28 protein-coding genes are annotated in these 25552 nt (G+C 64.9%); 3 read left to right on the forward strand and 25 right to left on the reverse strand.

What is annotated here, in order from left to right:
* Window position 1 precedes the first annotated feature (1 nt).
* Window positions 2-952 carry an aldo/keto reductase gene (locus QZ471_RS06570; protein ID WP_295461979.1) on the forward strand — a complete coding sequence of 317 codons (951 nt, stop codon included), beginning with the start codon at window positions 2-4 and terminating at the stop codon, window positions 950-952.
* 667 nt (window positions 953-1619) lie between these two features.
* On the opposite strand, the gene QZ471_RS06575 is transcribed toward QZ471_RS06570, so the two are convergent.
* Window positions 1620-2081: an Lrp/AsnC family transcriptional regulator gene (locus QZ471_RS06575; RefSeq protein WP_059232322.1), complete on the reverse strand. Its 462-nt coding sequence runs from the start codon at window positions 2079-2081 to the stop codon at window positions 1620-1622.
* A 132-nt stretch (window positions 2082-2213) separates the two neighbouring features.
* Between QZ471_RS06575 and QZ471_RS06580 the strand changes: the two genes are divergently transcribed.
* A complete protein-coding gene (locus QZ471_RS06580) occupies window positions 2214-3362 on the forward strand; it encodes an aminotransferase class V-fold PLP-dependent enzyme (RefSeq protein ID WP_295461983.1) in 1149 nt (382 codons plus the stop codon).
* Here QZ471_RS06580 and QZ471_RS06585 read toward each other — a convergent pair whose 3' ends face one another.
* From QZ471_RS06585 to trmJ, 20 genes are all read right to left on the reverse strand, one after another.
* Window positions 3363-4154 (reverse strand): amidohydrolase, encoded by a 792-nt coding sequence (locus QZ471_RS06585; protein ID WP_295461985.1) that lies wholly within the window; start codon window positions 4152-4154, stop codon window positions 3363-3365.
* Window positions 4142-5290 (reverse strand): pyridoxal phosphate-dependent aminotransferase, encoded by a 1149-nt coding sequence (locus QZ471_RS06590; protein WP_295461988.1) that lies wholly within the window; start codon window positions 5288-5290, stop codon window positions 4142-4144. The genes QZ471_RS06585 and QZ471_RS06590 overlap by 13 nt, the downstream gene beginning before the upstream one ends.
* 542 nt (window positions 5291-5832) lie before the next feature.
* Complete coding sequence (gene der / locus QZ471_RS06595) at window positions 5833-7320, reverse strand: ribosome biogenesis GTPase Der (RefSeq protein ID WP_295461990.1); 1488 nt, start codon at window positions 7318-7320, stop codon at window positions 5833-5835.
* A gap of 78 nt (window positions 7321-7398) precedes the next feature.
* Window positions 7399-8541, reverse strand: coding sequence for an outer membrane protein assembly factor BamB (gene bamB / locus QZ471_RS06600; protein WP_295461992.1), 1143 nt, complete (start codon window positions 8539-8541; stop codon window positions 7399-7401).
* A complete protein-coding gene (locus QZ471_RS06605) occupies window positions 8541-9182 on the reverse strand; it encodes a tetratricopeptide repeat protein (protein ID WP_295461994.1) in 642 nt (213 codons plus the stop codon). The genes bamB and QZ471_RS06605 overlap by 1 nt, the downstream gene beginning before the upstream one ends.
* Before the next feature lie 11 nt (window positions 9183-9193).
* Window positions 9194-10501, reverse strand: a complete 1308-nt coding sequence (gene hisS / locus QZ471_RS06610; RefSeq protein WP_295461997.1) for a histidine--tRNA ligase — start codon at window positions 10499-10501, stop codon at window positions 9194-9196.
* A 24-nt stretch (window positions 10502-10525) separates the two neighbouring features.
* On the reverse strand, window positions 10526-11638 hold the full coding sequence (ispG, locus tag QZ471_RS06615) for a flavodoxin-dependent (E)-4-hydroxy-3-methylbut-2-enyl-diphosphate synthase (protein WP_295461998.1): 1113 nt from the start codon (window positions 11636-11638) through the stop codon (window positions 10526-10528).
* A gap of 27 nt (window positions 11639-11665) precedes the next feature.
* Entirely contained in the window at window positions 11666-12673 is a 1008-nt protein-coding gene (locus QZ471_RS06620) for a helix-turn-helix domain-containing protein (RefSeq protein ID WP_295462000.1), read from the reverse strand.
* Entirely contained in the window at window positions 12670-13440 is a 771-nt protein-coding gene (pilW, locus tag QZ471_RS06625; RefSeq protein WP_295462002.1) for a type IV pilus biogenesis/stability protein PilW, read from the reverse strand. The genes QZ471_RS06620 and pilW overlap by 4 nt, the downstream gene beginning before the upstream one ends.
* Before the next feature lie 10 nt (window positions 13441-13450).
* Window positions 13451-14590: a 23S rRNA (adenine(2503)-C(2))-methyltransferase RlmN gene (gene rlmN, locus QZ471_RS06630; RefSeq protein ID WP_295462004.1), complete on the reverse strand. Its 1140-nt coding sequence runs from the start codon at window positions 14588-14590 to the stop codon at window positions 13451-13453.
* A gap of 93 nt (window positions 14591-14683) precedes the next feature.
* Window positions 14684-15115, reverse strand: coding sequence for a nucleoside-diphosphate kinase (ndk, locus tag QZ471_RS06635; RefSeq protein WP_133862766.1), 432 nt, complete (start codon window positions 15113-15115; stop codon window positions 14684-14686).
* Window positions 15116-15206: 91 nt separating this feature from the next.
* A complete protein-coding gene (gene iscX, locus QZ471_RS06640) occupies window positions 15207-15407 on the reverse strand; it encodes a Fe-S cluster assembly protein IscX (protein ID WP_295462008.1) in 201 nt (66 codons plus the stop codon).
* A gap of 13 nt (window positions 15408-15420) precedes the next feature.
* Entirely contained in the window at window positions 15421-15759 is a 339-nt protein-coding gene (gene fdx / locus QZ471_RS06645; protein WP_007162423.1) for an ISC system 2Fe-2S type ferredoxin, read from the reverse strand.
* Window positions 15760-15766: 7 nt separating this feature from the next.
* Window positions 15767-17626, reverse strand: coding sequence for a Fe-S protein assembly chaperone HscA (gene hscA, locus QZ471_RS06650; protein ID WP_295462010.1), 1860 nt, complete (start codon window positions 17624-17626; stop codon window positions 15767-15769).
* Window positions 17627-17671: 45 nt separating this feature from the next.
* Complete coding sequence (gene hscB / locus QZ471_RS06655; protein ID WP_295462011.1) at window positions 17672-18193, reverse strand: co-chaperone HscB; 522 nt, start codon at window positions 18191-18193, stop codon at window positions 17672-17674.
* 8 nt (window positions 18194-18201) lie between these two features.
* On the reverse strand, window positions 18202-18525 hold the full coding sequence (iscA, locus tag QZ471_RS06660; RefSeq protein ID WP_058759989.1) for an iron-sulfur cluster assembly protein IscA: 324 nt from the start codon (window positions 18523-18525) through the stop codon (window positions 18202-18204).
* Between the two features lie 9 nt (window positions 18526-18534).
* Entirely contained in the window at window positions 18535-18921 is a 387-nt protein-coding gene (gene iscU, locus QZ471_RS06665; RefSeq protein WP_007162419.1) for a Fe-S cluster assembly scaffold IscU, read from the reverse strand.
* 27 nt (window positions 18922-18948) lie between these two features.
* A complete protein-coding gene (locus QZ471_RS06670) occupies window positions 18949-20163 on the reverse strand; it encodes an IscS subfamily cysteine desulfurase (protein WP_295462016.1) in 1215 nt (404 codons plus the stop codon).
* 31 nt (window positions 20164-20194) lie between these two features.
* Window positions 20195-20692, reverse strand: coding sequence for a Fe-S cluster assembly transcriptional regulator IscR (iscR, locus tag QZ471_RS06675; RefSeq protein ID WP_295462018.1), 498 nt, complete (start codon window positions 20690-20692; stop codon window positions 20195-20197).
* An 83-nt stretch (window positions 20693-20775) separates the two neighbouring features.
* On the reverse strand, window positions 20776-21564 hold the full coding sequence (trmJ, locus tag QZ471_RS06680; RefSeq protein ID WP_145009478.1) for a tRNA (cytosine(32)/uridine(32)-2'-O)-methyltransferase TrmJ: 789 nt from the start codon (window positions 21562-21564) through the stop codon (window positions 20776-20778).
* A 140-nt stretch (window positions 21565-21704) separates the two neighbouring features.
* Here trmJ and suhB point away from each other — a divergent pair, with 140 nt between their 5' ends.
* On the forward strand, window positions 21705-22520 hold the full coding sequence (suhB, locus tag QZ471_RS06685) for an inositol-phosphate phosphatase (RefSeq protein WP_140217702.1): 816 nt from the start codon (window positions 21705-21707) through the stop codon (window positions 22518-22520).
* 97 nt (window positions 22521-22617) lie between these two features.
* Here the strand turns inward: suhB and QZ471_RS06690 are convergent, their stop codons facing one another.
* From QZ471_RS06690 to QZ471_RS06705, 4 genes are all read right to left on the reverse strand, one after another.
* On the reverse strand, window positions 22618-23022 hold the full coding sequence (locus QZ471_RS06690; RefSeq protein ID WP_295462021.1) for a ClpXP protease specificity-enhancing factor: 405 nt from the start codon (window positions 23020-23022) through the stop codon (window positions 22618-22620).
* An 11-nt stretch (window positions 23023-23033) separates the two neighbouring features.
* Entirely contained in the window at window positions 23034-23648 is a 615-nt protein-coding gene (locus QZ471_RS06695) for a glutathione S-transferase N-terminal domain-containing protein (protein ID WP_295462023.1), read from the reverse strand.
* Window positions 23649-23720: 72 nt separating this feature from the next.
* Complete coding sequence (locus QZ471_RS06700; RefSeq protein ID WP_295462025.1) at window positions 23721-24383, reverse strand: cytochrome c1; 663 nt, start codon at window positions 24381-24383, stop codon at window positions 23721-23723.
* Window positions 24380-25549, reverse strand: coding sequence for a cytochrome bc complex cytochrome b subunit (locus QZ471_RS06705; RefSeq protein WP_295462187.1), 1170 nt, complete (start codon window positions 25547-25549; stop codon window positions 24380-24382). Before QZ471_RS06705 ends, QZ471_RS06700 begins: the two co-directional genes overlap by 4 nt.
* Between the last annotated feature and the right edge of the window lie 3 nt (window positions 25550-25552).

Below are 25552 nucleotides of genomic sequence, written 5' to 3' on the forward strand. Positions count from 1 at the left end.
CATGCAAAAACGTACCCTTGGCCACTCCGACCTGCAGGTCCCGCCGCTCTGCTTCGGTGGCAACGTCTTCGGCTGGACACTGGACGAGGCCCAGTCCTTCCGCATGCTGGACGCCCTGCTCGAGGCCGGACTCGACTTCATCGACACCGCCGACGTCTATTCCCGCTGGGCGCCCGGCAACCAGGGCGGCGAATCCGAAACCCTGCTCGGCAAGTGGTTCGCCAGGAGCGGCAAACGCGACCAGGTGATCCTGGCCACCAAGCTCGGCATGGACATGGGTGAAGGCCGCAAGGGCCTCAAGGCCAGCTACGTACAGCAGGCGGTGGAAGCCTCGCTCAAGCGCCTGCAGACCGATCGCATCGACCTCTACCAGGCCCATTGCGACGATGCCGACACCCCTCTGGAAGAAACCCTGGGCGCCTTCGCCCGGCTGGTCGAACAGGGCAAGGTGCGGGTGATCGGCGCCTCCAACTACAGTGGCCAGCGACTGCGCGAGGCGGCCCAGGTCGCCCAGCGCCTGGGGGTTCCCGCCTACCAGAGCCTGCAACCGCACTACAACCTGCACGCCCGCAAGGACTACGAGACGGACCTGGAGCCCGTGGTCAAGGAACTCGGCCTGGGCGTGATCAGCTACTTTTCCCTGGCCAGCGGCTTCCTCACTGGCAAGTACCGCACCAAGGAGGATCTCCAGGGCTCCCGTGCGGAGATGGCCAAGCGCTACATGGACGAACGCGGCATGGCCATCCTCGCCGGTCTCGACGAGATCGCCGAAAAGCACGACGCCACCCCGGGCCAGGTCGCCCTGGCCTGGCTGATCGCCCGCCCCAGCATCACCGCCCCCATCGTCAGCGCCACCTCCCAGGCCCAACTCGACGACCTGGTGGCCGCGACCCGGCTGCAACTACCAGACGACGACCTCACCCTGCTGGACCAGGTCAGCGCCTATCAGTGAGACATCGCGGCCCCGGGCCGCTCCTACAGCACGTCACGCCATCGTAGGAGCGGCCCATGGCCGCGATCCTGTCTGGACTGACTGAAATGCCCCCTGCTCGAACAACCCCTCTCCCTCCGGGAGAGGGCTGGGGTGAGGGTACTCCCCTCGCAGCGTATCCCCAGTGGAAAAGGCTGCGCCGTTTTCCACGCTACGTCCCCATAGGCATTTTGAGCTCATCGCGGCCATGGCAGTCCGCCGATGCGGCCGCTCCTACAAAGGCTTGTGACCTGTAGGAGCGGCCCATGGCCGCGATAGGATTGTCACAGCCTTAAGAGCGTCACATCGGTGGATTGCCATGGGCGCGATCACGGTATGTCCCGGGTACGTGGATATGGGGTACACCGTGACACCGACGCCCCCTCTCCCTCCGGGAGAGGGCTGGGGTGAGGGTACTCTTCTCGCAGCGTATCCCCAGTTGAAAAGGCTGCGCAGTTTTCCACGCTACGTCCCCATAGGCATTTTGAGCTCATCGCGGCCATGGCGGTGCGCCGATGCGGCCGCTCCTACAAAGGCTTGTGACCTGTAGGAGCGGCCCATGGCCGCGATCCTGCCTGGGCTGATGGAAATGCCCCCTGCTCGGACAATCCCCTCTCCCTCCGGGAGAGGGCTAGGGTGAGGGCGCCCCTCACCGCACATAATCCAACGGCAAGGCCGTGCTGTACTTGATCTGCTCCATGGCAAAGCTGGAGCTGACGTCCAACAGCCCCGGCACCTGGATCAGCCGCTTGTAGACGCCATCGTAGGCGGCGATATCCGGCACCACGATGCGCATCAGGTAGTCGGTATCGCCGGCCATGCGATAGAGCTCCACCACCTCGGGGATGGCCGCTACCGCCGCGTGGAAGCGCTGCAGCCAGTCCATGGCATGCTGGTTGGTGCGCACCGAAACGAACACCGTCACTCCCACATTGAGCTGCGCCGGGTCGAGCAGCGCCACCCGCGCACGGATGACGCCCTGCTCCTCCAGCTTCTGGATGCGCCGCCAGCAGGCGGTGGTACCCAGGCCAATACGCTCGGCAATATCGGCCACTGGCCGGGTGCTGTCCTGCTGCAACACCTCGAGAATGGCGCGATCGAAACGGTCCATGGAAAAATTTTCTCTCTAAGCGCCAGATTTAAGAATCATATTCGAATTCGAGCACGACTCAGCGAGCGAAAAGCAAATTTCTTCGGGGCCGACGGCGTTAACCTGATGCCATCCAAAAGCCCGAGACCCGCCATGGACGCTTCCCCGCTGTACTTCGACTACGCTGCCACTACCCCGGTCGATGACGTCGTCATCGAAGCCATGCTCGGCTGTCTGGGCCGGCAGGGCCTGTTCGGCAACCCCGCGTCGAAGGGCCACGCCTTCGGTGGCGACGCCCATCGCGCAGTGGAACAGGCCCGTCAGCAGGTGGCCGAACTGGTCGGCGCCCAGCCCCAGCAACTGATCTGGACCTCCGGTGCCACCGAGTCCAACAACCTTGCACTACTAGGTTGCGCCCGCCGCCGCGGCCAAGGTCATCTCATCACCAGTTGCCTGGAACACCGGGCGGTGCTGGATACGGCCGCGCAGTTGGAAGCCGAAGGTTTCGCCGTCACCTACCTGGCACCGGATGAGCGAGGCCTCATCACCCCGGAAGCCGTCATCGACGCCTGGCGTGAAGACACCTTCCTGGTCTCACTGATGCGGGTGAACAACGAACTGGGCACCCTGACCGACATCGCCGCTATCGGCGCCGAGGTCCGCGTCCGCGGCGCGCTCTTCCACGTGGACGCCGCCCAGGCCACCGGCAAGGTCGCCATCGATCTGGCCGCGCTGGACGTCGATCTTATGTCCTTCTCCGCGCACAAGACCTACGGTCCCAAGGGCATCGGCGCCCTCTACGTCGGCCCGCGCGCCGTGGGCGGCCTCCAGGCGCAGATCCATGGCGGGGGCCACGAAAGCGGCCTGCGCTCGGGGACCCTGGCCACCCACCAGATCGTCGGCATGGGTACCGCCTTCGCCCTCGCCGGCCAGGCCATGGCGCGGGAGAACGAACGCCTCACTGAGCTGCGTGATCGCTTTCTGGCGGGTGTTCAGGCACTCCCCGGTACCCGCCTGAACGGCTGCGCCCAGCAGCGCATCCCTCACACCCTGAACCTGACCTTCGCCGCCCCGCTGAACACGGCCGCGCTGCAGCGCCAGCTAGCCTTTTCCACCACCTCGGCCTGCAGCTCGGCCAAGGCGGCGCCGTCCCATGTACTGCTCGGCCTGGGCCTCACGGCGGACCAGGCTTCCCGCAGCTACCGCTTCAGCCTGGGTCGCTACACCACCGAGCAGGACGTGGACCAGGCCATCGCCCTGATCCAGGCCCATCAGGCCCAACCAGCGCCCTTCTGGGCCTGATCAGTCCAGGCTGAAGGTGTCGGCGTCGCGCTGCGCCGGGAAGCGCTGGCGATAGGCGATGAGCTCGGCGGCCGAGAGCGTCGTATGGAAGACGCCGGCCGCCGCGCCGGCTTCGACCAGGGGCTCACCCTGGAAGTCCAGCACCTGGCTGTCGCCGGCATAGGGATGGCCATTGCCGTCGCTGCCGATCCGATTCACCGCGGCGACGTAGCAGAGATTCTCGATGGCTCGCGCCGGCAGCAGGCGATTCCAGTGGCCGCGCCGCGGCGCCGGCCAGTTGGCTACATAGAGCAGCAGATCGGTGTCGTCCTGCGCCCGGCTCCACACCGGGAATCTCAGGTCGTAGCAGATCAGCGGACGAATCCGCCACCCCTTGAGCGTCACCAGCAGCCGCTGCTCGCCCGGGGCATAGTGCTCGTGCTCACCCGCCATGCGAAAGAGATGACGTTTGTCGTAGTGCAGCAGTTCGCCCTCCGGCGTCGCCCACAGTAGCCGGTTGCGATACTGGCCGTCGGCGTCGCGCACGATCAGGCTGCCGGTCACCACGGCGCCGAGCCGCTGTGCCTGCCTGCGCATCCAGGCCGCGGTGGGGCCGTCTGCCGGTTCGGCCAGGGTTGCCGACTCCATGGAGAAACCGGTGGTGAACATCTCCGGTAGGATGACCAGGTCAGTCTCGCCCACCTCTGCCAGCAGTCCCTCGAAATGAGCGCGGTTGGCCGCTGGATCGTGCCAGGCCAGTTCGGTTTGCAGCAGAGCCAGGCGCAGGTCCTGGGTCGGGGTCAGATCGCGCATAGCCGCTCCGCGGCCTGGCGCAGGGTCTCTTCACGCTTGGCGAAGCAGAAGCGCACCAAGCGCAGATCCGCGGGCGGCGTCTGGTAGAACACCGACAGCGGAATGGCCGCGACGCCGTGTTCGCGCGTTAGCCACTCGGCCATGGCCACGTCGTCCAGGTCCGGGCGGATGGCGGAGTAATCCACCACCTGGAAATAGGTGCCGGCAGCACGCTGGAAGCTGAAGCGCGAGTTGCCCAGCAGATCGCAGAAGAGATCGCGCTTGGCCTGGTAGAAGGCCGGTAGTTCACTCAGGTGCTCGGGGTGGGCGGCCATGAAATCGGCCAGGGCGCACTGGATCGGCGTCACGCCGCAGAAGCTCACGTACTGGTGCACCTTGCGCAACTCGGCGGACAACGCCGGCGGCGCCACGACGTAGCCGGTCTTCCAACCGGTAACGTGATAGGTCTTGCCGAAAGAGCTGACCACGAAGGCGCGGGCATAGAGTTCGTCGTGGGCGATGACACTGGCATGGCGCTGGCCGTCGTAGACCAGGTGCTCGTACACCTCGTCGCTGACCAGATAGAGATCGCGGCCGCGAATCAGCGCCGCCAGGCGATCCAGCTCGGCGGCGCCGATCAGGGCACCGCTGGGATTGTGCGGGGTATTGAGGACGATGGCACGAGTATGTGGGCCGATAGCCGCTTCCAGCGCCGCCCAGTCGATGCCGAAACCCGGCAGCGCCAGGGGCACATGCACGCAACGTCCGCCGGCCAGTTGCACCGAGGGTTCGTAGCTGTCGTAGCAGGGATCGAAGACGATGACTTCATCTCCCGGCCGCACCAGCGTCTGCAGGGCGCAGAACAGCCCCTGGGTGGCGCCGGGCACGATGGTGACCTCGGTCTCGGCATCCACCTCGCGGCCATAGAAGGCGGCGACCTTGGCCGCCACCTGCTGACGCAGCGCCGGCAAGCCGGTCATGGGCGCGTACTGGTTGTGGCCGGCCGCGACATGACGACCGACGGCCTCCAGCAGCTCGGCCGGGCCATCGAAATCGGGAAAGCCCTGGGAAAGATTCAGCGCACCGGTCTGGGTGGCGAGCTGGGACATGCGGGTGAAGATGGTGACGGCGAGGTCGGGAAGCTTGCTCTGGATCATCGCGCGGGCACAGGTCTGGCTGGAAGGAGAACGGCAGACTGCGATTTTTTGTGGCTAAGGGCAAGTCTTGCTAGGCCAACGTCTGGGTGCAGAGCTCAATCCAAACATCCCCTCTCCCTCCGGGAGAGGGCCAGGGTGAGGGCAACCGCTGGCAGTCAGCTTCCCCGTTTGGCGACGTAGCGTGGAAAACGGCGCAGTTTTTCCACTGGGGCACTTAATCCGCATGCGCTACAAGGCTTCCCTCACCCCAACCCTCTCCCAGAGGGAGAGGGGGTCGTTCGGTGAACTGTCACGGCCGCTAGGCAGGCAACCACCGTAGCGTGGAAAACGGCGCAGCCTTTTCCACAAGGGTAATCTGTTACGAGAGACTCCCTCTCCCTAAGGGAGAGGGGCTGCTGGGTACGCGCGCCTATCCGCACCGCTCGGCTACACAGTAATCGCGGCCATGGGCCGCTCCTACAGGCTAGCCCTTACTTGTAGGAGCGGCCCATGGCCGCGATTATGGCCGCGAGCAGATGCCGGACCGCCTGGTTGATAGAGCCCTACCGCCGCTTGTCCTTGCGCTTCTTCTCCGCCTTCTTGTGGTGGCTCATCAGGCGCCGCTTCTTGTTCACCTGGCGTTCGGTGAGGGTGTTCTTCTTGCCCTCGAAGGGGTTTTCACCGCCACGGTACTCGATGCGGATCGGCGTCCCTACCAGCTTTAGTACCCGGCGATAAGTCTTTTCCAGGTAGCGGGTATAGGACTTGGGTACCGCCTCGGTCTGGTTGCCGTGGATGACGATCAGCGGCGGGTTGGCACCGCCCAGGTGGGCATAGCGCAGCTTGATGCGGCGACCGCTGACCATCGGCGGCTGGTGCTCCTGCACCGCGTCTTCGAGGATCTGGGTCAGGCGGCTGGTCGGCCAACGGGTGGTGGCCGAGGCGAAGGACTGCTGTACCGACTTGTACAGGTGGCCCACGCCGGTGCCATGCAGCGCCGAGATGAAGTGAATGTCGGCGAAGTCGACGAACAGCAGGCGGCGTTCCAGCTCGGTCTTGACGTAGTCGCGCTCGCCGGACTCCATGCCGTCCCACTTGTTGAGGGCGATCACCAGGGCGCGACCGGTCTCCAGCACGAAGCCGAGCAGGTTGAGGTCGTGCTCGACCACGCCTTCGCGGGCGTCCATGACGAAGATCACCACGTTGGCGTCCTGGATCGCCTGCAGCGTCTTGACCACCGAGAACTTCTCGACCGCCTCGAAGATCTTGCCGCGGCGACGCACACCGGCGGTATCGATCAGGGTGTAGCGCTCTTCGTTGCGCTCGAAGGGAATGTAGATGCTGTCGCGGGTGGTGCCAGCCTGGTCATAGACGATCACCCGCTCTTCGCCGAGCATGCGGTTGACCAGGGTCGACTTGCCGACGTTGGGGCGACCGATGACGGCGATCTTGATGCCGGTGGTCTCGTCGATGCCCTGCACGCGGCGGAAGATGTCACCGCCCTCTTCCGCAGCCGCCCGCACCTGCTCCTCGGAAAGCTCCTCGACCTCTACCTCATCCTTGGGGAAGACGCCCAAGGCGGCTTCCAGCAGGTTGTTCACGCCACGCCCGTGGGCTGCGGCAATGGGATAGGCGTCGCCGATGGCCAGCGGGCTGAATTCCGCCCGGGCAATGTCGGGATCGACGGTGTCGACCTTGTTGGCCACCAGGAAGGTGCGCTTGTTTCTCTTGCGCAGGTGCTCGGCGATCATCTGATCGGCGACGGTCAGGCCGTCGCGGGAGTCCACCAGGAACAGCACCGCATCGGATTCTTCGATGGCCTGCAGGGACTGCTCGGCCATCTTCAGGTCGATGCCTTCCTCGTCACCGGAGATACCGCCGGTGTCGACCACGATGTAGGTCCGTCCCTGCCACTTGGCTTCGCCGTACTTGCGATCGCGAGTCAGGCCGGCGAAGTCGGCGACGATGGCGTCGCGGGTTTTGGTCAGGCGGTTGAAAAGCGTGGATTTGCCGACGTTCGGCCGCCCCACCAGGGCAATTACGGGAACCATGCGGCTCTCCCAGAGCAGAAAACACGATGGCCGCTACCGAACTTCCCGGTAGCGGCCATCGGTTGAGGATAAAAAGTTCTAGCGCAGACGATAGGCGACGAGTTTACCGCCATTGCCGTAAACGTAGAGCATATCGCCGACGACCAGCGGTCGTACCCGGACGCCATCACCATCGACCTTGGTACGGCCGACGAAACGGCCATCGACCTGGCTCAGCAGATGGATGTAGCCGGCGTAGTCGCCTACCACCACGTTGCTCGACCAGACCACCGGACCGGTGAGCTGGCGGCGAGCCAGATCGGCATTGGTCCACAGCGTGGAGGTGGAGGATTCCTCGACCGCCTCGACGGTACCGTTGTCCAGGCTCAGGTAGACGTTGCCGAAGCCTTCGGTCACGCCATCGTAGCTGGAGGCGTCACGCTGCCAGAGAATCTGGCCATTGGCCGGATTGAGCGCCGCGACCCGACCGTTGTAGCTGACCACATAGAGGGTATCGCCCGACAGCGACAGGCCACCGTCGATGTCGACGATGCGCTCCAGCTCCGAACGGCCCTTGGGCACGGCGATCTGCTGTTCCCACAGCGGCAGGCCACGCTGGACGTCCAGGGCGACCACCTTGCCGCTGGCGAAGCCAGCCATGACCACCTGGTTGGTCACCAGGGGCGCACCGGTACCGCGCAGGCTCAGCACCGGCTGGGTGTCTTCGTACATCCAGCGACGGGTACCGCTGCCCAGCTCGAAGGCCTGCAGCTTGTCATCCTGGGACTGGACCACCACCACGTCATTGTTCACGACCGGCGGAGCCAACACTTCGCTGGAGGCCTGGGCGCGCCACTTCTCCTCGCCGTTGGCGGCGTCGAGGGCGATCACCTGGCCACGCAGGGTACCGACCACTACCAGGCCGGAACCGACCCCAACCCCACCGGAGACCGGCAGGTCCAGGTCCTTCTTCCACAGCACCGCGCCAGTCTCGCGATTCATCGCCATGACCCGGCCATCGGCATCGGCGGCGAAGATGGTCTGGCCGTCCACGGCCGGCACCAGGCGGTTGTATTCCTTGCCCTGACCGTCACCCACGGAGCGACTCCAGACTTCATCCAACCGGACCTCCGCCTTGAAGTCCTTCAATTCGGCCGGAGGCAGCTCCTTCTTGCCGGTGCTGCTGCACCCGACGACCGCAAGGGCGAGACCCAGTACCGCGATAGGCTTCCAGCGCAACATCAGGCGTCTCCTTTGGCGAGATCATCGAGTTTCATCTGCAACACGCCTTCGGCTGCATCATTGGGCAGCGCGGCGCGGGCTTTTTCGTAGGCCGCACGGGCTTCGGTGGGCTTCTTCAGCGCCACCAGCAGGTCACCGCGCAATTCTTCGCGATTGGCGACATAGGCCTTGGGCGCATCGCCGGCGAGCAGCTTCAGGCCTTCCTCGGCCTTGCCCTGGGCAGCGAGGACCCGCGCCAGGCGCTGGCGCGCCAGCTCGCCGAGCTCGGCGTCGTAGGGTTTGTCCACCACCGCCTTCAGCTCATTGGCGGCATCGTCCAGCCGGTTGTTCTCCACCGCCACCTTGGCGACGAAGAGGCTGCCGTACTGGGCATAGGCGGTACCGGAATAATCCTGCTTGAGCTTGCCGTAGGTATCGGTCACCTGGGCGGTGTCGACCTTGCCACCGGGCGCCAGGGCCGCTTCAACCAGTTGCTGATAGAGCACCGAGGCGCCCTGCGCCTGGTTGTTCTGGTAACGCTGCCAACCCTGCCAGCCGAGTACCGCCACCAAGGCGATGACCCCGCCGGCCACCAGCGGCTTGCCGTTACGCTGCCACCAGGCCTTGGCGACCACCAGATTGTCGTCGTCGATGGAACTCAAATCCGTTCTCCTCAATTCCCGCGACCGGCAGCGGCCGGGGGCAAAATCTCGTCCAGACGTGCGGCCAGGGCCGCGAACTCGACCGTTTCCTGGGGCGCATCGCCCCGCAGCGGCTTGAGCGCCACGCGCTGTGCGGCCAGCTCGTCCTCACCGAGGATCATGGCCCAGAGCGCGCCGCTCTTGTCGGCCTTCTTGAACTGGCTCTTGAAGCTGCCGCCACCGGCGTTGACCAGCAGGCGCAGATCGGGACGGGCATCGCGCAACTGCTCGGCCAGGCGCAGGCCGGCCAGCTCGGCCGCCTCGCCGAAGGCACAGAGGTAGAGGTCGGCGGGACGCTGCAGATCGCTAGGCAGGCACTCCAGGGTCTCCAGCAGCAGCACCAGGCGCTCGACCCCCATGGCGAAACCGACGCCGGGAGTCGGCTTGCCACCGAATTGGGTGATCAGGCCATCGTAGCGGCCACCGGCACAGACGGTGCCCTGGGCGCCCAGCTTGTCGGTGACCCACTCGAACACGGTGCGACCATAGTAATCCAGGCCACGCACCAGCTTGGGATTGATCTGGTAACGGATCCCGGCGGCGTCCAGACGCGCCTTGAGGCCGTCGAAATGGGCGCGGGACTCGTCGTCCAGATAATCGGCCAGGGTCGGTGCCTCCTGCAGCAGCGCCTGGGTCTGGGCGTTCTTGCTGTCGAGGATGCGCAGCGGATTGGTGGTCAGGCGGCGCTGGCTGTCTTCGTCGAGCTGGTCGAAGCGCTCCTGCAGATAGGCCACCAGGGCCTCGCGATAGCGCGCGCGATCGGCGCTGGAACCCAGGCTGTTGAGCTGCAGGGTGACGGCGTCGGTCAGGCCGAGGCGCTGCCACAGGCGTGCGGTGAGCACGATCAGCTCGGCATCGATGTCCGGCCCCGGCAGGTTGAACACCTCCACGCCGATCTGGTGGAACTGGCGATAGCGGCCTTTCTGCGGCTTCTCGTAGCGGAACATCGGGCCGGCGTACCAGAGCTTCTGCACCTGGCCACCGCCGGTGAGGCCGTGCTCCAGCACCGCCCGCACGCAACCCGCGGTGCCTTCGGGTCTCAGGGTCAGGGACTCCTCGTTACGGTCGAGGAAGGTGTACATCTCCTTGTCCACTACGTCGGTGCCCTCGCCGATGCCGCGGGCGAAGAGTTCGGTGAACTCCATGATGGGCAGACGGATCTCGTGGTAGCCATAGCCGTCGAGCAACGTCGCGAAGGTACGCTCCAGGTAACGCCAGGCCGGAGTCTGCTCCGGCAGGATATCGTTCATGCCACGGATGGCTTGCAGGGACTTGCTCACGAAAGGGCCTTATTCCTTGATCTTTCAGCTGCGCGCAATCAGCGCGGCATCCGCTGCGGCCTTTTCGGCCGCCTTGCGGCGGATGAGCCCTTCCAGCTCGTCCACCAGATTGTCGTTGTTCAGCTTGGACGCCGGCTTGCCGTCGATGTACACCAGGTTGTTCGGCGTACCCCCGGTCAGGCCGACGTGGGCTTCCTTGGCTTCGCCGGGGCCATTGACCACGCAGCCGATCACCGCGACGTCCAGGGGTACCAGCAGGTCTTCCAGGCGCCCTTCCAGCTCGTTCATGGTCTTGACCACATCGAAGTTCTGCCGCGAGCAGCTCGGGCAGGCGATGAAGTTGATGCCACGGGATCTCAGGCGCAGGGACTTGAGGATATCGAAACCGACCTTGATCTCCTCGACCGGATCGGCCGCCAGGGAGATACGGATGGTGTCGCCGATGCCCTCGGCCAGCAGCATGCCCAGGCCCACGGCGGATTTTACCGTGCCCGAGCGCAGGCCACCGGCTTCGGTGATGCCCAGGTGCAGCGGCTGTTCGATGCGCGTCGCCAGCTGGCGATAGGCAGCCACGGCCATGAAGACATCACTGGCCTTCACGCTCACCTTGAAATCCGGATAGTCCAGCTTCTCCAGATGATCGACGTGGCGCATGGCCGATTCCACCAGGGCTTCCGGGGTCGGCTCGCCGTACTTCTTCTGCAGGTCCTTCTCCAGCGAACCGGCGTTGACGCCGATGCGGATCGGGATGCCACGCTCGCGCGCGGCATCGACCACCGCCTTCACCCGGTCTTCGCGACCGATGTTGCCGGGGTTGATGCGCAGGCAGTCCACGCCCAGCTCGGCCACGCGCAGGGCGATCTTGTAGTCGAAGTGGATGTCGGCCACCAGCGGCAGGCTGACCCGCTGCTTGATGCGGCCGAAGGCCTCGGCGGCATCCATGTCGGGCACGGAGACACGCACGATGTCGGCACCGGCATCCTGCAGGCGCTGGATCTGCGCCACGGTGGCGTCGACGTCGCAGGTTTCGGTATTGGTCATGCTCTGCACGGCGATGGGGGCATCGCCGCCGACCGGCACCGAGCCGACCCAGATCTTCCGGGAGGGCCGACGTTTGATGGGCGATTCGCTATGCATGCTGGTTTCCCATGAGGTCGCCGGACGTCATTGTCCGGCCTGACCGAGTTTGATTCGGGCGGTCTCGCCCTTGGTGAAGGGCGCGAGGTCGACGATCTGACCGTTGTAGGTGATCTGGGCTCCGCGGGCGAAACCGAGACGGATATTGACCGGTGCCTTGATCGAGGCGTAGTCGAGGGTCTCGCCGCCCTTCTTCATACCACTGAAGAGGATCTTGCCGGTGCCGTCGCTGACCTGCAGCCAGCAATTGGCGGAGAAACGGATGTTCAGGCTGTCGGCACCCGCCACCGGAGCGGTCGCGGAAGCGCTAGCTGCTGGCGTGCCGGGCAAGGTTGCCGGCGTCGCTGCCGGGGCCGTGCTGCTCGGCGCCGGCGTAACGGGGGCCGGGGTAGTCGGCGTGGGCATGGCGGCCACGGTGCTGGCATCTGGTACCGGAGTGCCCACGGGCGCGGGCATGCTGGCGACTGCGCCGGCATTGGGCGCCGGCGTGCTGGCAGCCGGACTCTGGGCTTGCGCCTGGGGCTGCTCTTCGGGCTCGTCGATGGGGTGGATCTCGGTCTTGCCGTCGGCGCCCTCGACCTCGACATGCTCCATGCTCACGGCGCTGGCGCTGGAGGCCTGGCGACTGCGTTCCTGCCACCAGAACAGGCCCATGGCGATGATCAGCACCACCAGGATGAAGCTGACGAATCTCAGGACGTTACGGGACAACCGCACCGGTTCGTCGAGCCGCCCCAGGCTGTGCACGGTGCTGCCCTTGGCATCGGTACCGGTATAGCCATCGAAGGCGCGCACCAGCTCCACCTGATCGAGGCCGAGCAGCTTGCCATAGGCCTTGATGTAACCTCGGGTGAAGGTATGCCCCGGCATCTGCTGGTAGTTGCCGGCTTCGAGTTGCTCGATGATGCGCCCGCTGAGATTGAGGCTCTGGGCGACCTGGGCCTGGCTCCAGCCAAGCTCCTCGCGTTTTTGCCGCAGGATTTCACCGGGGTGGCCCCGTCCGGCGTGTACCGCTTCGGATTGCACTGCGGTCATTTCTGCTCCGACTGAAGTTGACGATATTCAGGTGAGTTCGGGTACAGGCGCTTCAGCTGCAGGGCATAGCTCGCGGCGGTGTTGCGGTCATTGAACACTTCGGCGAGGCGGATCCCGAGCAACAGGCTGCGGGCATCCTGGGGACTGAGCTGGCTGAAGGCCTGGTAATAGCTGCGCGACGGCACGTAGTCGCGCGTCTGGTAGGCCAGTTGAGCCAATTCGAACAAGGCCCTGGGCTGATTACGATCCAGCCGCAGGGATTTTTCCAGATTTTCCTTACCCAAGTCGACCTGATTGAGCCTCAGGGCGGTCAGGCCGAGATTCTCGAACACCCGGGCACGCTCGGGATAAAGGCTGTCCTCGGCGGCTTGCTGGAAGCGCTCGTAGGCATCCTTGTAGCGCCCCTGCTCATAGAGGAAGCTGCCGTAGTTGTTGAGAATGCGGGCATCGTGGGGACGTTCGCGCAGGGCCAGGCGATACTCCTGGTCGGCCAGCTGCACTTCCGCCTGGGCCTGGAACACCAGGGCCAGGGCGGCATGAGCATCGGCGCTGGAGGAATCCAGCTCAAGGGCCTTCTTCAGCGGCACCTTGGCCTGTTCGGTGTTGCCCTGCTGGACATAGCCGAGGCCAAGCTGGATGTAGGCGTCACGGGCCTGCATCCGCCCCTCGCGGGTATCCATGGGGTTACGATCACCCTCGGTCACGCAGCCGGCGAGGCCGCCGACCACCAGGGCGAGCGCGACAGCCGCAAAGCGCGTGATCGCCATGGTCGCGCCCTCAGCCCTGGAGCGGCGTTACGGTTTCGGCACCGTCGAGCTGGCGAACGGCGATGTAACGCTGGCTGCGACGGGTACGGTCCATGACCTGACCGACCAACTGGCCGCAGGCGGCGTCGATGTCATCACCGCGGGTGGTGCGCACGGTGACGTTGAAACCAGCCTGCTGCAGCAGCTCCTGGAAGCGGCGGGTAGCGTTCTTGCTCGGCCGCTCGTAGCCAGAGTGCGGGAAGGGATTGAAGGGAATCAGGTTGATCTTGCAGGGCACGTTGCGCAGCAACTCGATCATCTGATGGGCATGCTCGGGCAGGTCGTTGACGTCCTTGAGCAGGGTGTACTCGATGGTCAGGACGCGCTTCTCGCCCAATTGGCCGATGTATCTCTGGCAGGCGTCGAGCAGCATGGCCAGCGGATACTTGCGGTTGATCGGTACCAGCTCGTTGCGCAGCTCGTCGTTGGGCGCGTGCAGCGACAGCGCCAGGGAGACGTCGATGTGCTTGGCCAGCTCCTCGATCATCGGCACCACGCCCGAGGTGGACAGGGTGACCTTGCGCTTGGAGATGCCGTAGCCGAGGTCGTCCATCATGATGCGCATGGCGGCGACGACGTTGTCGAAGTTCAGCAGCGGCTCACCCATGCCCATCATCACCACATTGGTGATGGCACGGTCGATCTTGGCCGGTACGGTGCCGAAGGACTTGTTGGCGATCCACACCTGGCCGATCACCTCGGCGGCGGTGAGGTTGCTGTTGAAGCCCTGCTTGCCGGTGGAGCAGAAGCTGCAGTCCAGGGCGCAACCGGCCTGGGACGACACGCACAGGGTGCCGCGGCCGTTCTGCGGGATATAGACGGTCTCGACGCAACTGCCGGAGGCGACGCGGATCACCCACTTGCGGGTGCCGTCGCGGGAAATGTCTTCGCTGACGATCTCGGGGCCACGGATTTCCGCGGTAGCCTTGAGCTTTTCCTTGAGCGCCTTGCCCAGGTTGCTCATGGCGTCGAAATCATCGATGCCGAAGTGATGGATCCACTTCATGACCTGGCCGGCGCGAAAGCGCTTCTCCCCGATGGACTCGAAGAACGACTCGAGTTGCGGCTGGGTCAGGCCCAGCAGGTTGACCTTATCGGTGGCTGTGGTCATGGGATCACCTCGACGAAATCTGTTTGAAGCCCGCGCAAGGCGCGGGCGGTGCCAGGAAGGCGGGCTGGCCGCTTCCCTGGCCGGCGCTCATCCTTAGCGGACGCGCTCGCAGACTTCGGTAGCTGCGAAGAAGTAGGAGATCTCGCGAGCGGCGGACGCTTCGGAATCCGAACCGTGGACGGCGTTCTCGTCGATGGAGACAGCGAAATCGGCACGGATGGTGCCGGCGTCGGCTTTCTTGGGATCGGTGGCGCCCATCAGCTCACGGTTCTTGGCGATGGCGTTGTCGCCCTCCAGCACCTGAACGACGACCGGACCGGAAGTCATGAAGGAGACCAGGTCCTTGAAGAAGGGACGCTCTTTGTGTTCGGCGTAGAAGCCACCGGCTTCGCGCTCGGACAGCTGGACCATCTTGGCAGCGACGACGCGCAGGCCAGCCTTCTCGAAGCGGGTGACGATCTCACCGACGACATTCTTGGCTACGGCATCGGGCTTGATGATCGACAGGGTACGTTGAACAGACATGTGAACTCCGAATGTGGGAATAGAGCAAAAACGAAACCCGCGGATTATACGCGGGTCACGGTGAAAAGCGTAGCGCGGTACGGGCGAGGCGTCAGGCGGACTCTTCGATCCAGGCGGCCTGGATGGCCTCCAGCACCTTCTCGCCACCGCGCTGGGGATCGTCGTCGAACTCCGGCAGGGCCACGACCCAGTCACGCAGCTTGACGAAGTTCACGTAGCGCGGATCCACGTCCGGGTGGGCATCGTTGAGTTCGATGGCGATATCCAGCACATCGGTCCATTTCAGTGCCATGACAGCTTCTCCCTCAGTGACCTTCGGACACCTGGTTGATGGTGTAACGCGGGATTTCCACCACCAGGTCCTCGCTGCCTACCACGGCCTGGCAGGACAGGCGCGAACGCATTTCCAGGCCCCAGGCCTTGTCCAGCATGTCGTCCTCGAGTTCATCGGAAGGCTCGAGGGAATCGAAGCCTTCCTGGATGACCACGTGGCAGGTGGTGCAGGCACAGGACATCTCGCAGGCGTGCTCGATGTCAATGCCGTTGCGCAGGGCCGCGGCGATGATGGTTTCGCCTTCGCTGGCTTCGAAGACCGCGCCTTCGGGGCAGTGCTCGGCGTGGGGCAGCAGGGTGATCTGCGGCATGATGGAACTACTCCTCGATATCGTTGAGACGGCGACCCGCCAGGGCCGCCTTGACCGAGGCGTTCATCCGCCGGGCGGCGAAGGCATCGGTCACGTGAGAAAGACGCTTGGTCTGCTCTTCGAGCGCCTGGACGTCGGTGGCGTCCAGCAGCTCGGCCAGCCGGCCGATTTCCAGCTCGATCACCTGACGCTCCTCGGCGTCCAGCAGGCGCTCGCCATCGGCGGCCAGCGCAGCGGTGACCGCCTCGATCAGCCGCCGGGCTTCGACCTGCTGCTCGCGCAGCGCACGGGCCTGCATGTCGTCGCCGGCATGACGGAAGGAATCCTGCAGCATGTTGGCGATTTCGCCGTCGGTCAGGCCGTAGGACGGCTTGACCTGAACACTGGCTTCCACGCCACTGGACAGCTCACGGGCGCTGACGCCAAGCAGGCCGTCGGCATCGACCTGGAAGGTCACGCGGATCTTGGCGGCACCGGCGACCATGGGCGGGAAGCCGCGGAGCTCGAAGCGCGCCAGGGAGCGGGCGTCCTTGACCAGTTCGCGTTCGCCCTGCAGTACATGCACCAGCATGGCGGTCTGGCCGTCGCGGTAGGTGGTGAAGTCCTGGCCGCGCGCCACCGGAATGGTGGTGTTGCGCGGAATGATCTTTTCCATCAGGCCGCCCATGGTTTCCAGTCCCAGGGACAGCGGGATGACGTCCAGCAGCAGCAACTCTTCACCGGCGCGGTTGCCGGCCAGGGAGTCGGCCTGCAGCGCGGCGCCGATGGCGACCACGCGATCCGGATCGATGTCGGTGAGCGGATCGCACTCGAACAGCTCGCCTACGGCTTCGCGGACATAGGGCACCCGGGTGGAGCCACCGACCATGACCACGGCACGGATATCCGCCGGCTCCACTTCCGCATCGCGCAGGGCGCGGCGACAGGCCTTGAGGCTGCGCGCGACCAGCGGGGCGATGAGTTCCTGGAAGGTGCTGCGCTCGAGCACGCCGGACCAGTCGCCGTGGTTGACCTCGACGCGCTCGGCGGCGGACAGGGCCTCCTTGGCGGCGCAGGCGCTCTGCAGCAGGCGGCGCTGGGTAGCCGGGTCCAGGTCACTGGACAGCCCGGCCTGCTGGACGATCCAGTTGGCGATGGCATGGTCGAAGTCGTCACCGCCCAGGGCGCTGTCGCCACCGGTGGCCATGACTTCGAAGACGCCGCGGGTCAGGCGTAGGATGGAAATGTCGAAGGTGCCGCCACCCAGGTCGTAGATAGCGACCACGCCCTCCTCGCCTCGGTCCAGGCCATAGGCCACGGCCGCCGCGGTGGGTTCGTTGAGCAGGCGCAGCACGTTCAGCCCGGCGAAGCGAGCGGCATCCTTGGTGGCCTGGCGCTGGGCATCGTCGAAATAGGCCGGCACGGTGATGACGGCGCCGACCAGCTCGCCACCCAGGGTGGCTTCGGCGCGCTCGCGCAGCACCCGCAGGATGTCGGCGGAGACCTCTACCGGACTCTTGCGCCCGGCAGCGGTCTCGATGAAAGGCATCTCCGATTCACCGGCGACGAAGCGATAGGGCAACTGCTCGCCCAGTTGCTTGACGTCGGCGATGCCACGCCCCATGAGGCGCTTGACGGACAGAATGGTGTTGAACGGGTCCTGGGCCGCGGCCGCCTTGGCGCCAGCGCCCACTTCCACGCCGCTGGCGGCATAGCGCACGGCGGACGGCAGGATCACCTCACCCTGCAGATCGGGCAGGGTCTCGGCCACGCCACTACGCACGGCGGCCACGAGGGAATTGGTGGTGCCCAGGTCGATGCCTACCGCCAGCTTGCGCTGATGCGGCTTAGGCGCCATCCCGGGTTCGGCAATCTGCAATAGAGCCATTGGCTAGTCGGCTTATGGTTGTCGGTGCCGGAGCGGCACCTGTGATTAATCGTCCAGACGCTCTTCGAGCTGGCGGATCTCGCTGGCCAGCTTGTCGAGAAACTGCATGCGACGGACCAGACGCTCGGCGTGTTCGCGCTGGGTGGCGTCCTGCCAGATCGCGGCGAAGGCCTGCTCGATGTCGCGCTGCGCATCCTTGAGACGCTGACGGAAAGCCGGAATGCCGGCGCTGTCGCCTGCCTCCTGCAGATCTTCCAGCTCTTCGCGCCATTGCAGCTGCTGCATGAGGAAGTCGCCATCCTGGATGGTCGCTTCGAGGGGCATCTCATGCCCTTCGAGTTCCAGCAGATAGCGTGCACGGCGCGAGGGAGCCCGCAGCACGTGATAGGCCTCATTGAGCTCGGCCGAACGCTCCAGTGCCTGGCGGCGCTCTCGCTCGGGCGCGTCGGCGAAGCGATCCGGGTGCATGGTGCGCGCCAGATCGCGATAGCGCGAAGACAGGCCCGCCTGATCGATCTCGAAGGCGGGCTTGATCTCGAACAGCGCGAAGTGACAGGGCTTACCCATGGCCGGCCTCAGATGTTGAAGCTTTCGCCGCAGCCACACTCGCCACGCACGTTGGGATTGTTGAACTTGAAGCCCTCGTTGAGGCCTTCACGCACGAAATCCAACTCGGTGCCGTCCAGGTAGACCAGGCTCTTGGGGTCGATGATGACCTTGACGCCATGGCTTTCGAACACCTGATCCTCGGCCGCGAGTTCATCGACGAACTCGAGCACGTAGGCCAGTCCCGAGCAGCCCGTGGTACGAACGCCCAGGCGGATGCCGGCACCCTTGCCGCGCCCATCGATGGAGCGCTGCACGTGACGGGCGGCGGACTCAGTCATGCTGATCGCCATGGTTCCTCCTTAGAGCAGGCCTTTCTTCTGCTTGTAGTCGCTGACGGCCGCCTTGATGGCGTCTTCGGCGAGCACCGAGCAGTGGATCTTCACCGGCGGCAGGGCCAGTTCTTCGGCGATCATGCTGTTCTTGATCGACGCCGCTTCCTCGATGCTCTTGCCCTTCATCCACTCGGTGGCCAGGGAGCTGGAGGCAATGGCGGAACCGCAACCGTAGGTCTTGAACTTGGCGTCTTCGATGATGCCCTGCTCGTTGACCTTGATCTGCAGACGCATCACGTCGCCGCAGGCCGGAGCGCCGACCATGCCGGTGCCGACATCGGGATCGGCCGCGTCGAACTTGCCGACGTTGCGCGGGTTTTCGTAGTGGTCGATGACCTTTTCACTGTATGCCATGGTGCAATCCTCGCTTATCAGGGTGGGTCAGTGGGCTTGCCACTCGACCTGACTCAGGTCTACGCCTTCTTTGAACATGTCCCACAGCGGAGACAATTCACGCAACTTGTTGACGGCTTCGGTGACCTTGCTCGCGGCGTAGTCAACGTCTTCCTCGGTGGTGAAGCGACCGAAGGTGAAGCGGATGGAGCTATGGGCCAATTCGTCGTTGCGACCCAGGGCACGCAGGACGTACGACGGCTCCAGGGAGGCCGAGGTGCAGGCCGAACCGGACGAGACCGCCAGATCCTTGAGCGCCATGATCAACGACTCACCTTCGACGTAGTTGAAGCTCAGGTTCAGGTTGTGCGGCACGCGATGGATCAGGCTGCCGTTCAGGTAGACCTCTTCCAGGCCTTCGAACTGACGGTAGAAACGCTCGCTCAGGGCCTTGATACGGGCATTTTCCTGGACCATCTCTTCCTTGGCGATGCGGAAGGCTTCGCCCATGCCGACGATCTGGTGGGTCGCCAGGGTACCCGAACGCATGCCACGCTCATGACCGCCACCATGGGTCTGGGCCTCGATACGGACGCGCGGCTTGCGGCGGACGTAGAGGGCACCAATGCCCTTGGGACCGTAGGTCTTGTGCGCCGAGAAGGACATCATGTCGACCTTGAGCTTCTCCAAGTCGATCTCGACCTTGCCAGTGGACTGGGCGGCGTCAACGTGGAAGAGCACGCCACGAGAACGGGTCAGCTCGCCGATGGCGGCGATGTCGTTGACGGTGCCGATCTCGTTGTTGACGTGCATGATAGACACCAGGATGGTGTCTTCACGCAGGGCCGCCGCGACCATGTCGGGGGTGATCAGACCGTCTTCGCCCGGATCAAGGTAGGTGACCTCGAAACCTTCGCGCTCGAGCTGACGAGTGGTGTCCAACACCGCCTTGTGCTCGATCTTGGAGGTGATGAGGTGCTTGCCCTTGTTCTGATAGAAGTGCGCGGCACCCTTGATGGCCAGGTTGTCGGACTCGGTGGCACCGGAGGTCCAGACGATCTCGCGCGGGTCGGCGTTGACCAGTTCGGCCACCTGACGACGGGCATTTTCCACAGCTTCCTCGGCCTTCCAGCCGAACAGATGGGAGCGCGATGCGGGGTTGCCAAAGTTGCCGTCCACCAGCAGGCACTCGCTCATCTTCTGAGCGACGCGCGGATCGACGGGGGTGGTGGCGGAATAGTCTAGGTAGATCGGCAATTTCATCGGTTACTCCTAATCAGACGGGCGTCTCTGCTCAGTCGATGGTGGACGCTTCGATTTTTTCGACCGCTAAAGGCGATTGCTTGCTGGCACAGACCTTGGTGTCCTGACGCTTGGCAACCTGCTGGATCTCGTTGCGGGCGACCAGGTCGGCCAGGGTGATGCCGCTCAGGAAGGTGTGGATCTGATCGCTCAGGTCGCACCAGAGATGGTGGGTCAGGCAGGTATCACCCTGGTGACAGCCGCCGCTGCCCTGGCAACGGGTGGCATCCACGGACTCGTTGACGGCATCGATCACCTGGGCCACATGGATACCGCTCATGTCACGCGCCAGCTGGTAACCGCCGCCGGGGCCGCGCACGCTGTTGACCAGGGAGCCGCGGCGCAGCCGGGCGAACAGCTGCTCCAGATAGGACAGCGAAATGCCCTGCCGCTCGGAAATGTCGGCCAGCGACACCGGGCCCCGTTGGGCATGCAGCGCCAGGTCGAGCATGGCGGTGACGGCGTAGCGGCCTTTGGTGGTCAGTCTCATGACGAACTCGAGCGGGTTGCATCGGATGACGCAATTATCGGATTCCCGACAAAAAAGGTCAACTTTAAAACCGAGCAAATCACTCAGGCATTATCTATCGGCGGGATAGTCCGCGGATGGGATTCGCCGCGGGCGGCCTTCTGGGTTTCGGTGAGAATGCCGCGCAGGATGTTCATCTCCAGCTTGCTGATGCCGGCGCGACCATAGAGTCGACGCAGGCGACTCATCAGGTGGCGTGGCTTGGCCGGATCGAGGAAGCCGATCTCCACCAGGGTCTCTTCCAGGTGCTGGTAATAGAGTTCCAGCTCCTCCACCGTCACCGGCTGGGTGTTGAGCATGGCGGTGGCTTCGACCTTGTTCATCTTGGTCGGCTGATTCTGCGCGGCGAGCCAGGCCATGCGCACCTCGTACACCAGCACCTGGACCGCGGCGGCAAGGTTGAGCGAACCGAAGGCCGGGTCCGAGGGGATGTGCACATGGTAGTGGCAGCGCTGCAACTCTTCGTTGGTGAGGCCGGCGTACTCACGACCGAACACCAGAGCCACCTCACCACCCTGCTCCACCTGGGCCAGGGAGGTGGTGGCGCACTCACGCGGATCCAGCAGCGGCCAGGGGATACGGCGATCCCGGGCACTGGTACCCAGCACCAGGCTGCAACCGGTCAGGGCTTCTTCCAGGGTATCGACGACGATGGCGGCATCGAGCACATCGTTGGCGCCGGAGGCGCGGGCATTGGCCTCGCCACTGGGGAAGTCCTCGGGCTCGACCAGATAGAGGCGCGACAGGCCCATGTTCTTCATCGCCCGGGCGGCACCGCCGATGTTGCCGGGATGGCTGGTATTGACCAGAACGACACGGATGTTATTCAGCACGTGGCTATCCTCGAGCGGACGCGGGAAATCGGCGCCGTATACTACGCCCACCGGCGCCCGCATGCTACGAATACCCCTTCCCGCGCCGCGAAGTCTGCTATCATTGCCGGCTTTCCTTATACAACCCAGGTGATCTATCCATGCAGCCCATGCTGAACATCGCCCTGCGCGCGGCCCGCAGCGCCGGTGAACTGATTTTCCGTTCGATTGAGCGCCTGGACGTGATCACAGTCGACGAAAAAGGCGCCAACGACTTCGTCTCCGAAGTGGACCGTGCCGCCGAGCAGACCATTCTCGCCACCCTGCGCAAGGCCTACCCCACCCATGGTTTCTACGGTGAGGAATCGGGCTACCTGGCCGGTGAAGGCGAAGGCGCGGATTACGTCTGGATCGTCGACCCGCTGGACGGCACCACCAACTTCCTCCGTGGCGTCCCGCACTTCTCGGTGAGCATCGCCTGCAAGTACAAGGGCCGCCTGGAACACGCCGTGGTCCTGGACCCGGTGCGCCAGGAAGAATTCACCGCCAGCCGCGGCCGCGGCGCCGCAGTGAACGGTCGGCGCATCCGCGTCACCAACCGTCGCAGCCTGGACGGCGCCCTGCTAGGTACCGGCTTCCCCTTCCGCGCCAATGACGTCGATCACCTGGACAACTATCTGGGCATGTTCCGCAGCCTGATTGGCCAGACCGCCGGTATCCGCCGCGCCGGTTCCGCCGCCCTGGACCTGGCCTACGTGGCCGCCGGTCGCTTCGATGCCTTCTGGGAAATGGGCCTGTCTGAGTGGGACATGGCGGCAGGCGCCCTGCTGGTGCAGGAAGCCGGTGGCCTGGTGGGCGACTTCAACGGCGGTCATGACTTCCTCGAGAAGGGCCACATCGTCGCCGGCAACCCCAAGTGCTTCCGCGGGCTGCTGACCCAGATCCAGCCGCACCTGCCGGCTTCGCTCAAGCGCTAAGCCTGTAGCGATCACGAAAAAGCCCCTGCCGGCGCTGCCGTCAGGGGCTTTTTCATGCCCGCCGCAAAGGTGATCTGCGACGGGGTATCGGCCAGGCTTACTTGACCACTTTCAGACTCGGTCGCGCGGGAGCCGGCTTGGGCGCCTCGGGCTTGCTGCCGCCCTTGTCCGGCCCCTGATCATCGGGTGGCGTCGGCTCGCTGTCGAAGACCATGCCCTGGCCATTCTCCCGCGCATAGATGGCGAGGATGGCGCCCACCGGGATATAGAGGTTGTAGGCCACGCCGCCGAAGCGGCCATTGAAGCTCACGGCTTCGTTGTCCATGTGCAGGTCGCGCACGGCACTGGGCGAAGCGTTGAGCACGATCTGGCCGTCGTTGGCATAGCCCGGCGGCACCCGCACCTCGGCGTAGTCGGCGTTGACCAGCAGGTGCGGCGTGCAGTCGTTGTCCACGATCCACTCATAGAGCGCGCGGACCAAGTAAGGGCGACTGGAATTCATGGGGTTCTCCTCTAGCGCATCTCACGCTCGGTGACCGAAAGGCTGGATCGGAAACTGTCGCGGGCGAACATACGATCCATGTAGTCCTGCAACGGCTTGGCCGCCCGGGGCAGCTCGATGCCCAGGCGCGGTAGTCGCCACAGCAGGGGGAGCAGGCAACAGTCCACCAGGGAAAAGTCGTCGCTCAGGAAGAAAGGCTTTTCCGCGAAGATCGGCGCCACGCCGGTCAGGCTTTCCCGCAATTCCTTGCGCTTGACCGCCAGGTCGGCACCGGGCGCCGCCTGCAGGATGGCATCCGCCAGGCTGCACCAATCACGGCCGATGCGGTGCATCAACAGCCGGGACTGGCCGCGCGTGACCGGATAGGCCGGCAGCAGCGGCGGGTGCGGATAGCGCTCTTCAAGGTACTCCATGAGCACCTCGGTGCCGTAGAGCACCAGGTCGCGATCCATCAGCGTCGGCACGGTGCCATAGGGATTGTGCTCGGCCAGCTGCCGCGGACACTCGCCCCGGCGCACGGCAACCAGCTCGCACTCGACGTTCTTCTCCGCCAGGATCAGGCGAATGCGGTGGCTATAGTGATCTTCGGGATCGTGGAAACAGGTCAGGCGGGTTATGGCGCCCATGGGTCCCTCCCCCGGTGGGGGCAAAGCTGTAAAGGCGGGATTATCTCGCACCTTGCCACCTGCAACCTAGTCTCATCGCTCATCGTCGGGCAATCGCCGCCAGAATTCGCGCTTGAGCCAGAAGGCCAGGACGGCGAACAGCACCAGATAACCCAGCACCCAGGGCGCGAGACGCCAGGCCAGGCCGCGTTCGGGAGCAGCGGAATACCCCAGATAGGCGACCAGATCCTCGACCGTCCGAGCGAATTGCTCGGGCGTCTGGGCACCGCTGCCGGGTTCCAGGCGCAGCACGCAACGCCCGTCGCCACAGTCACGCACCTGCCGACCGCGCAGGGCGGCCAGGACGTCGGGCATGCGGGTACCGGGAGCCGTGAGGTTATCGACCCCAAGCGGGCGACCCGGAGCCATATAGAATTCCTGCAGGAAGGCGCGCAGCCAGGCTTCGCCGCGCACGGCAGCGATGAGGGTGAGATCGGGCGGCACGCTGCCGAAGGCGCGGCGGGCGTCTTCGGGCTTGAGCAGGCTGAGCATGGTCGCACTGGCGGTACGGCCGGGTGCCCAGCTGGCGAGATCCAAGTGCAGATCGGCGGCGACGCGATCGAAGCGCTGGTATTCCTGACCATGGCAGGCGAGGCAATAGCGGCCGAAGGTAATGGCACCCGCACGTGGATCACCCGGCTCGGCGGCAATCGCCAAACCCGCGCACAGCAGCAGGCTCAACAGCAGGTATTTCATGGCATCTGCTCCGGGAGCGATCGAGTACGCCCCAGACGGCTATACCAAGGCATGCCCAGCAGACTGGCGAAATAGACGACGGCGGCCAGGCGTGCCAGCAACAGGCGTTCGTCGGTGAGGGACACCACGCCTAGAACACCCAGCGCGGCGAAGGCCAGGCAACCGACGTACAAGCCCAGCCGTGCCGGCCAGGCCTTGCGACGGACCGAGCGGACTGCACTGCGATCCAGCCAGGGCAACACGAACAACAGGGCGACGGCCAGCGCTGCCAGACCCAGACCACCGGCCTTGCTCGGTACCGCCCGCAGCAGCGCATAGAAGGGTGCCAGATACCAGGGCGGAGCAATGTGGCTGGGGGTGACCAGTGGATCGGCCGGTTGCTGGTTGGCCGGTTCCAGCACCAGCCCGCCCAGGTCCGGCGCCAGCAGCACTACGGCGAGGAAGACCAGCAGGAAGATCGCCAATCCACAAAGATCCTTGAGCGTCAGGTAGGGATGGAAAGGCACCCCTGCAGCACCGCGCAGGTCGCGGTCGTCACCCTCGGGGTTGTTCGAGCCGGTCTGGCGCAGAGCGATGATGTGCAACGCCACCAGGGTCAGAATCAGCAGCGGCAGCCCCACCACGTGCAGGGCCTGGAAGCGGCGCAGGCTGGCATCGGACAGCACCACTCCGCCCCGTAGCAGGTCGGCCAGGGTTGGGCCCACCAAAGGCAGCGCCTCGACGGCACTCAGGGACACCTGGGCACCCCAGTAGGACAGTTGCCCCCAGGGCAGCAGGTAACCGAAGAGGGCCTGGGCCAATAGCAGGACATAGAGCAGCACGCCGAAACTCCAGACCAGCTCGCGCGGGGCGCGATAAGAGCCGTACAACAGGCCGCGCAGCAAGTGCAGATAAAGGCAGACGAACAGCGCCGAGGCGCCTACCGCGTGCAGGTAGCGGATCAGCCAGCCGAAGGGCACCTCGCGCATGAACAGCTGGACCGACGCGAAGGCGCCCTTCACGGTGGGCTCATAGCCGAACAGTAACCAGAGCCCGGTCAGCCCCTGCAGCACCAGGATAAAGACCAGCAGGGCACCGAATAGATAGAAGACGTTTAGGTTGCGCGGCACGCGATAGTCACTGACGTGGCGGCGCCAGAAGGCGCGCAGTGGCAGGCGGCGCTCCAGCCA

The sequence above is a fragment of the uncultured Pseudomonas sp. genome (assembly GCF_913774235.1).
Taxonomy (GTDB): Bacteria; Pseudomonadota; Gammaproteobacteria; order Pseudomonadales; family Pseudomonadaceae; genus Chryseomonas.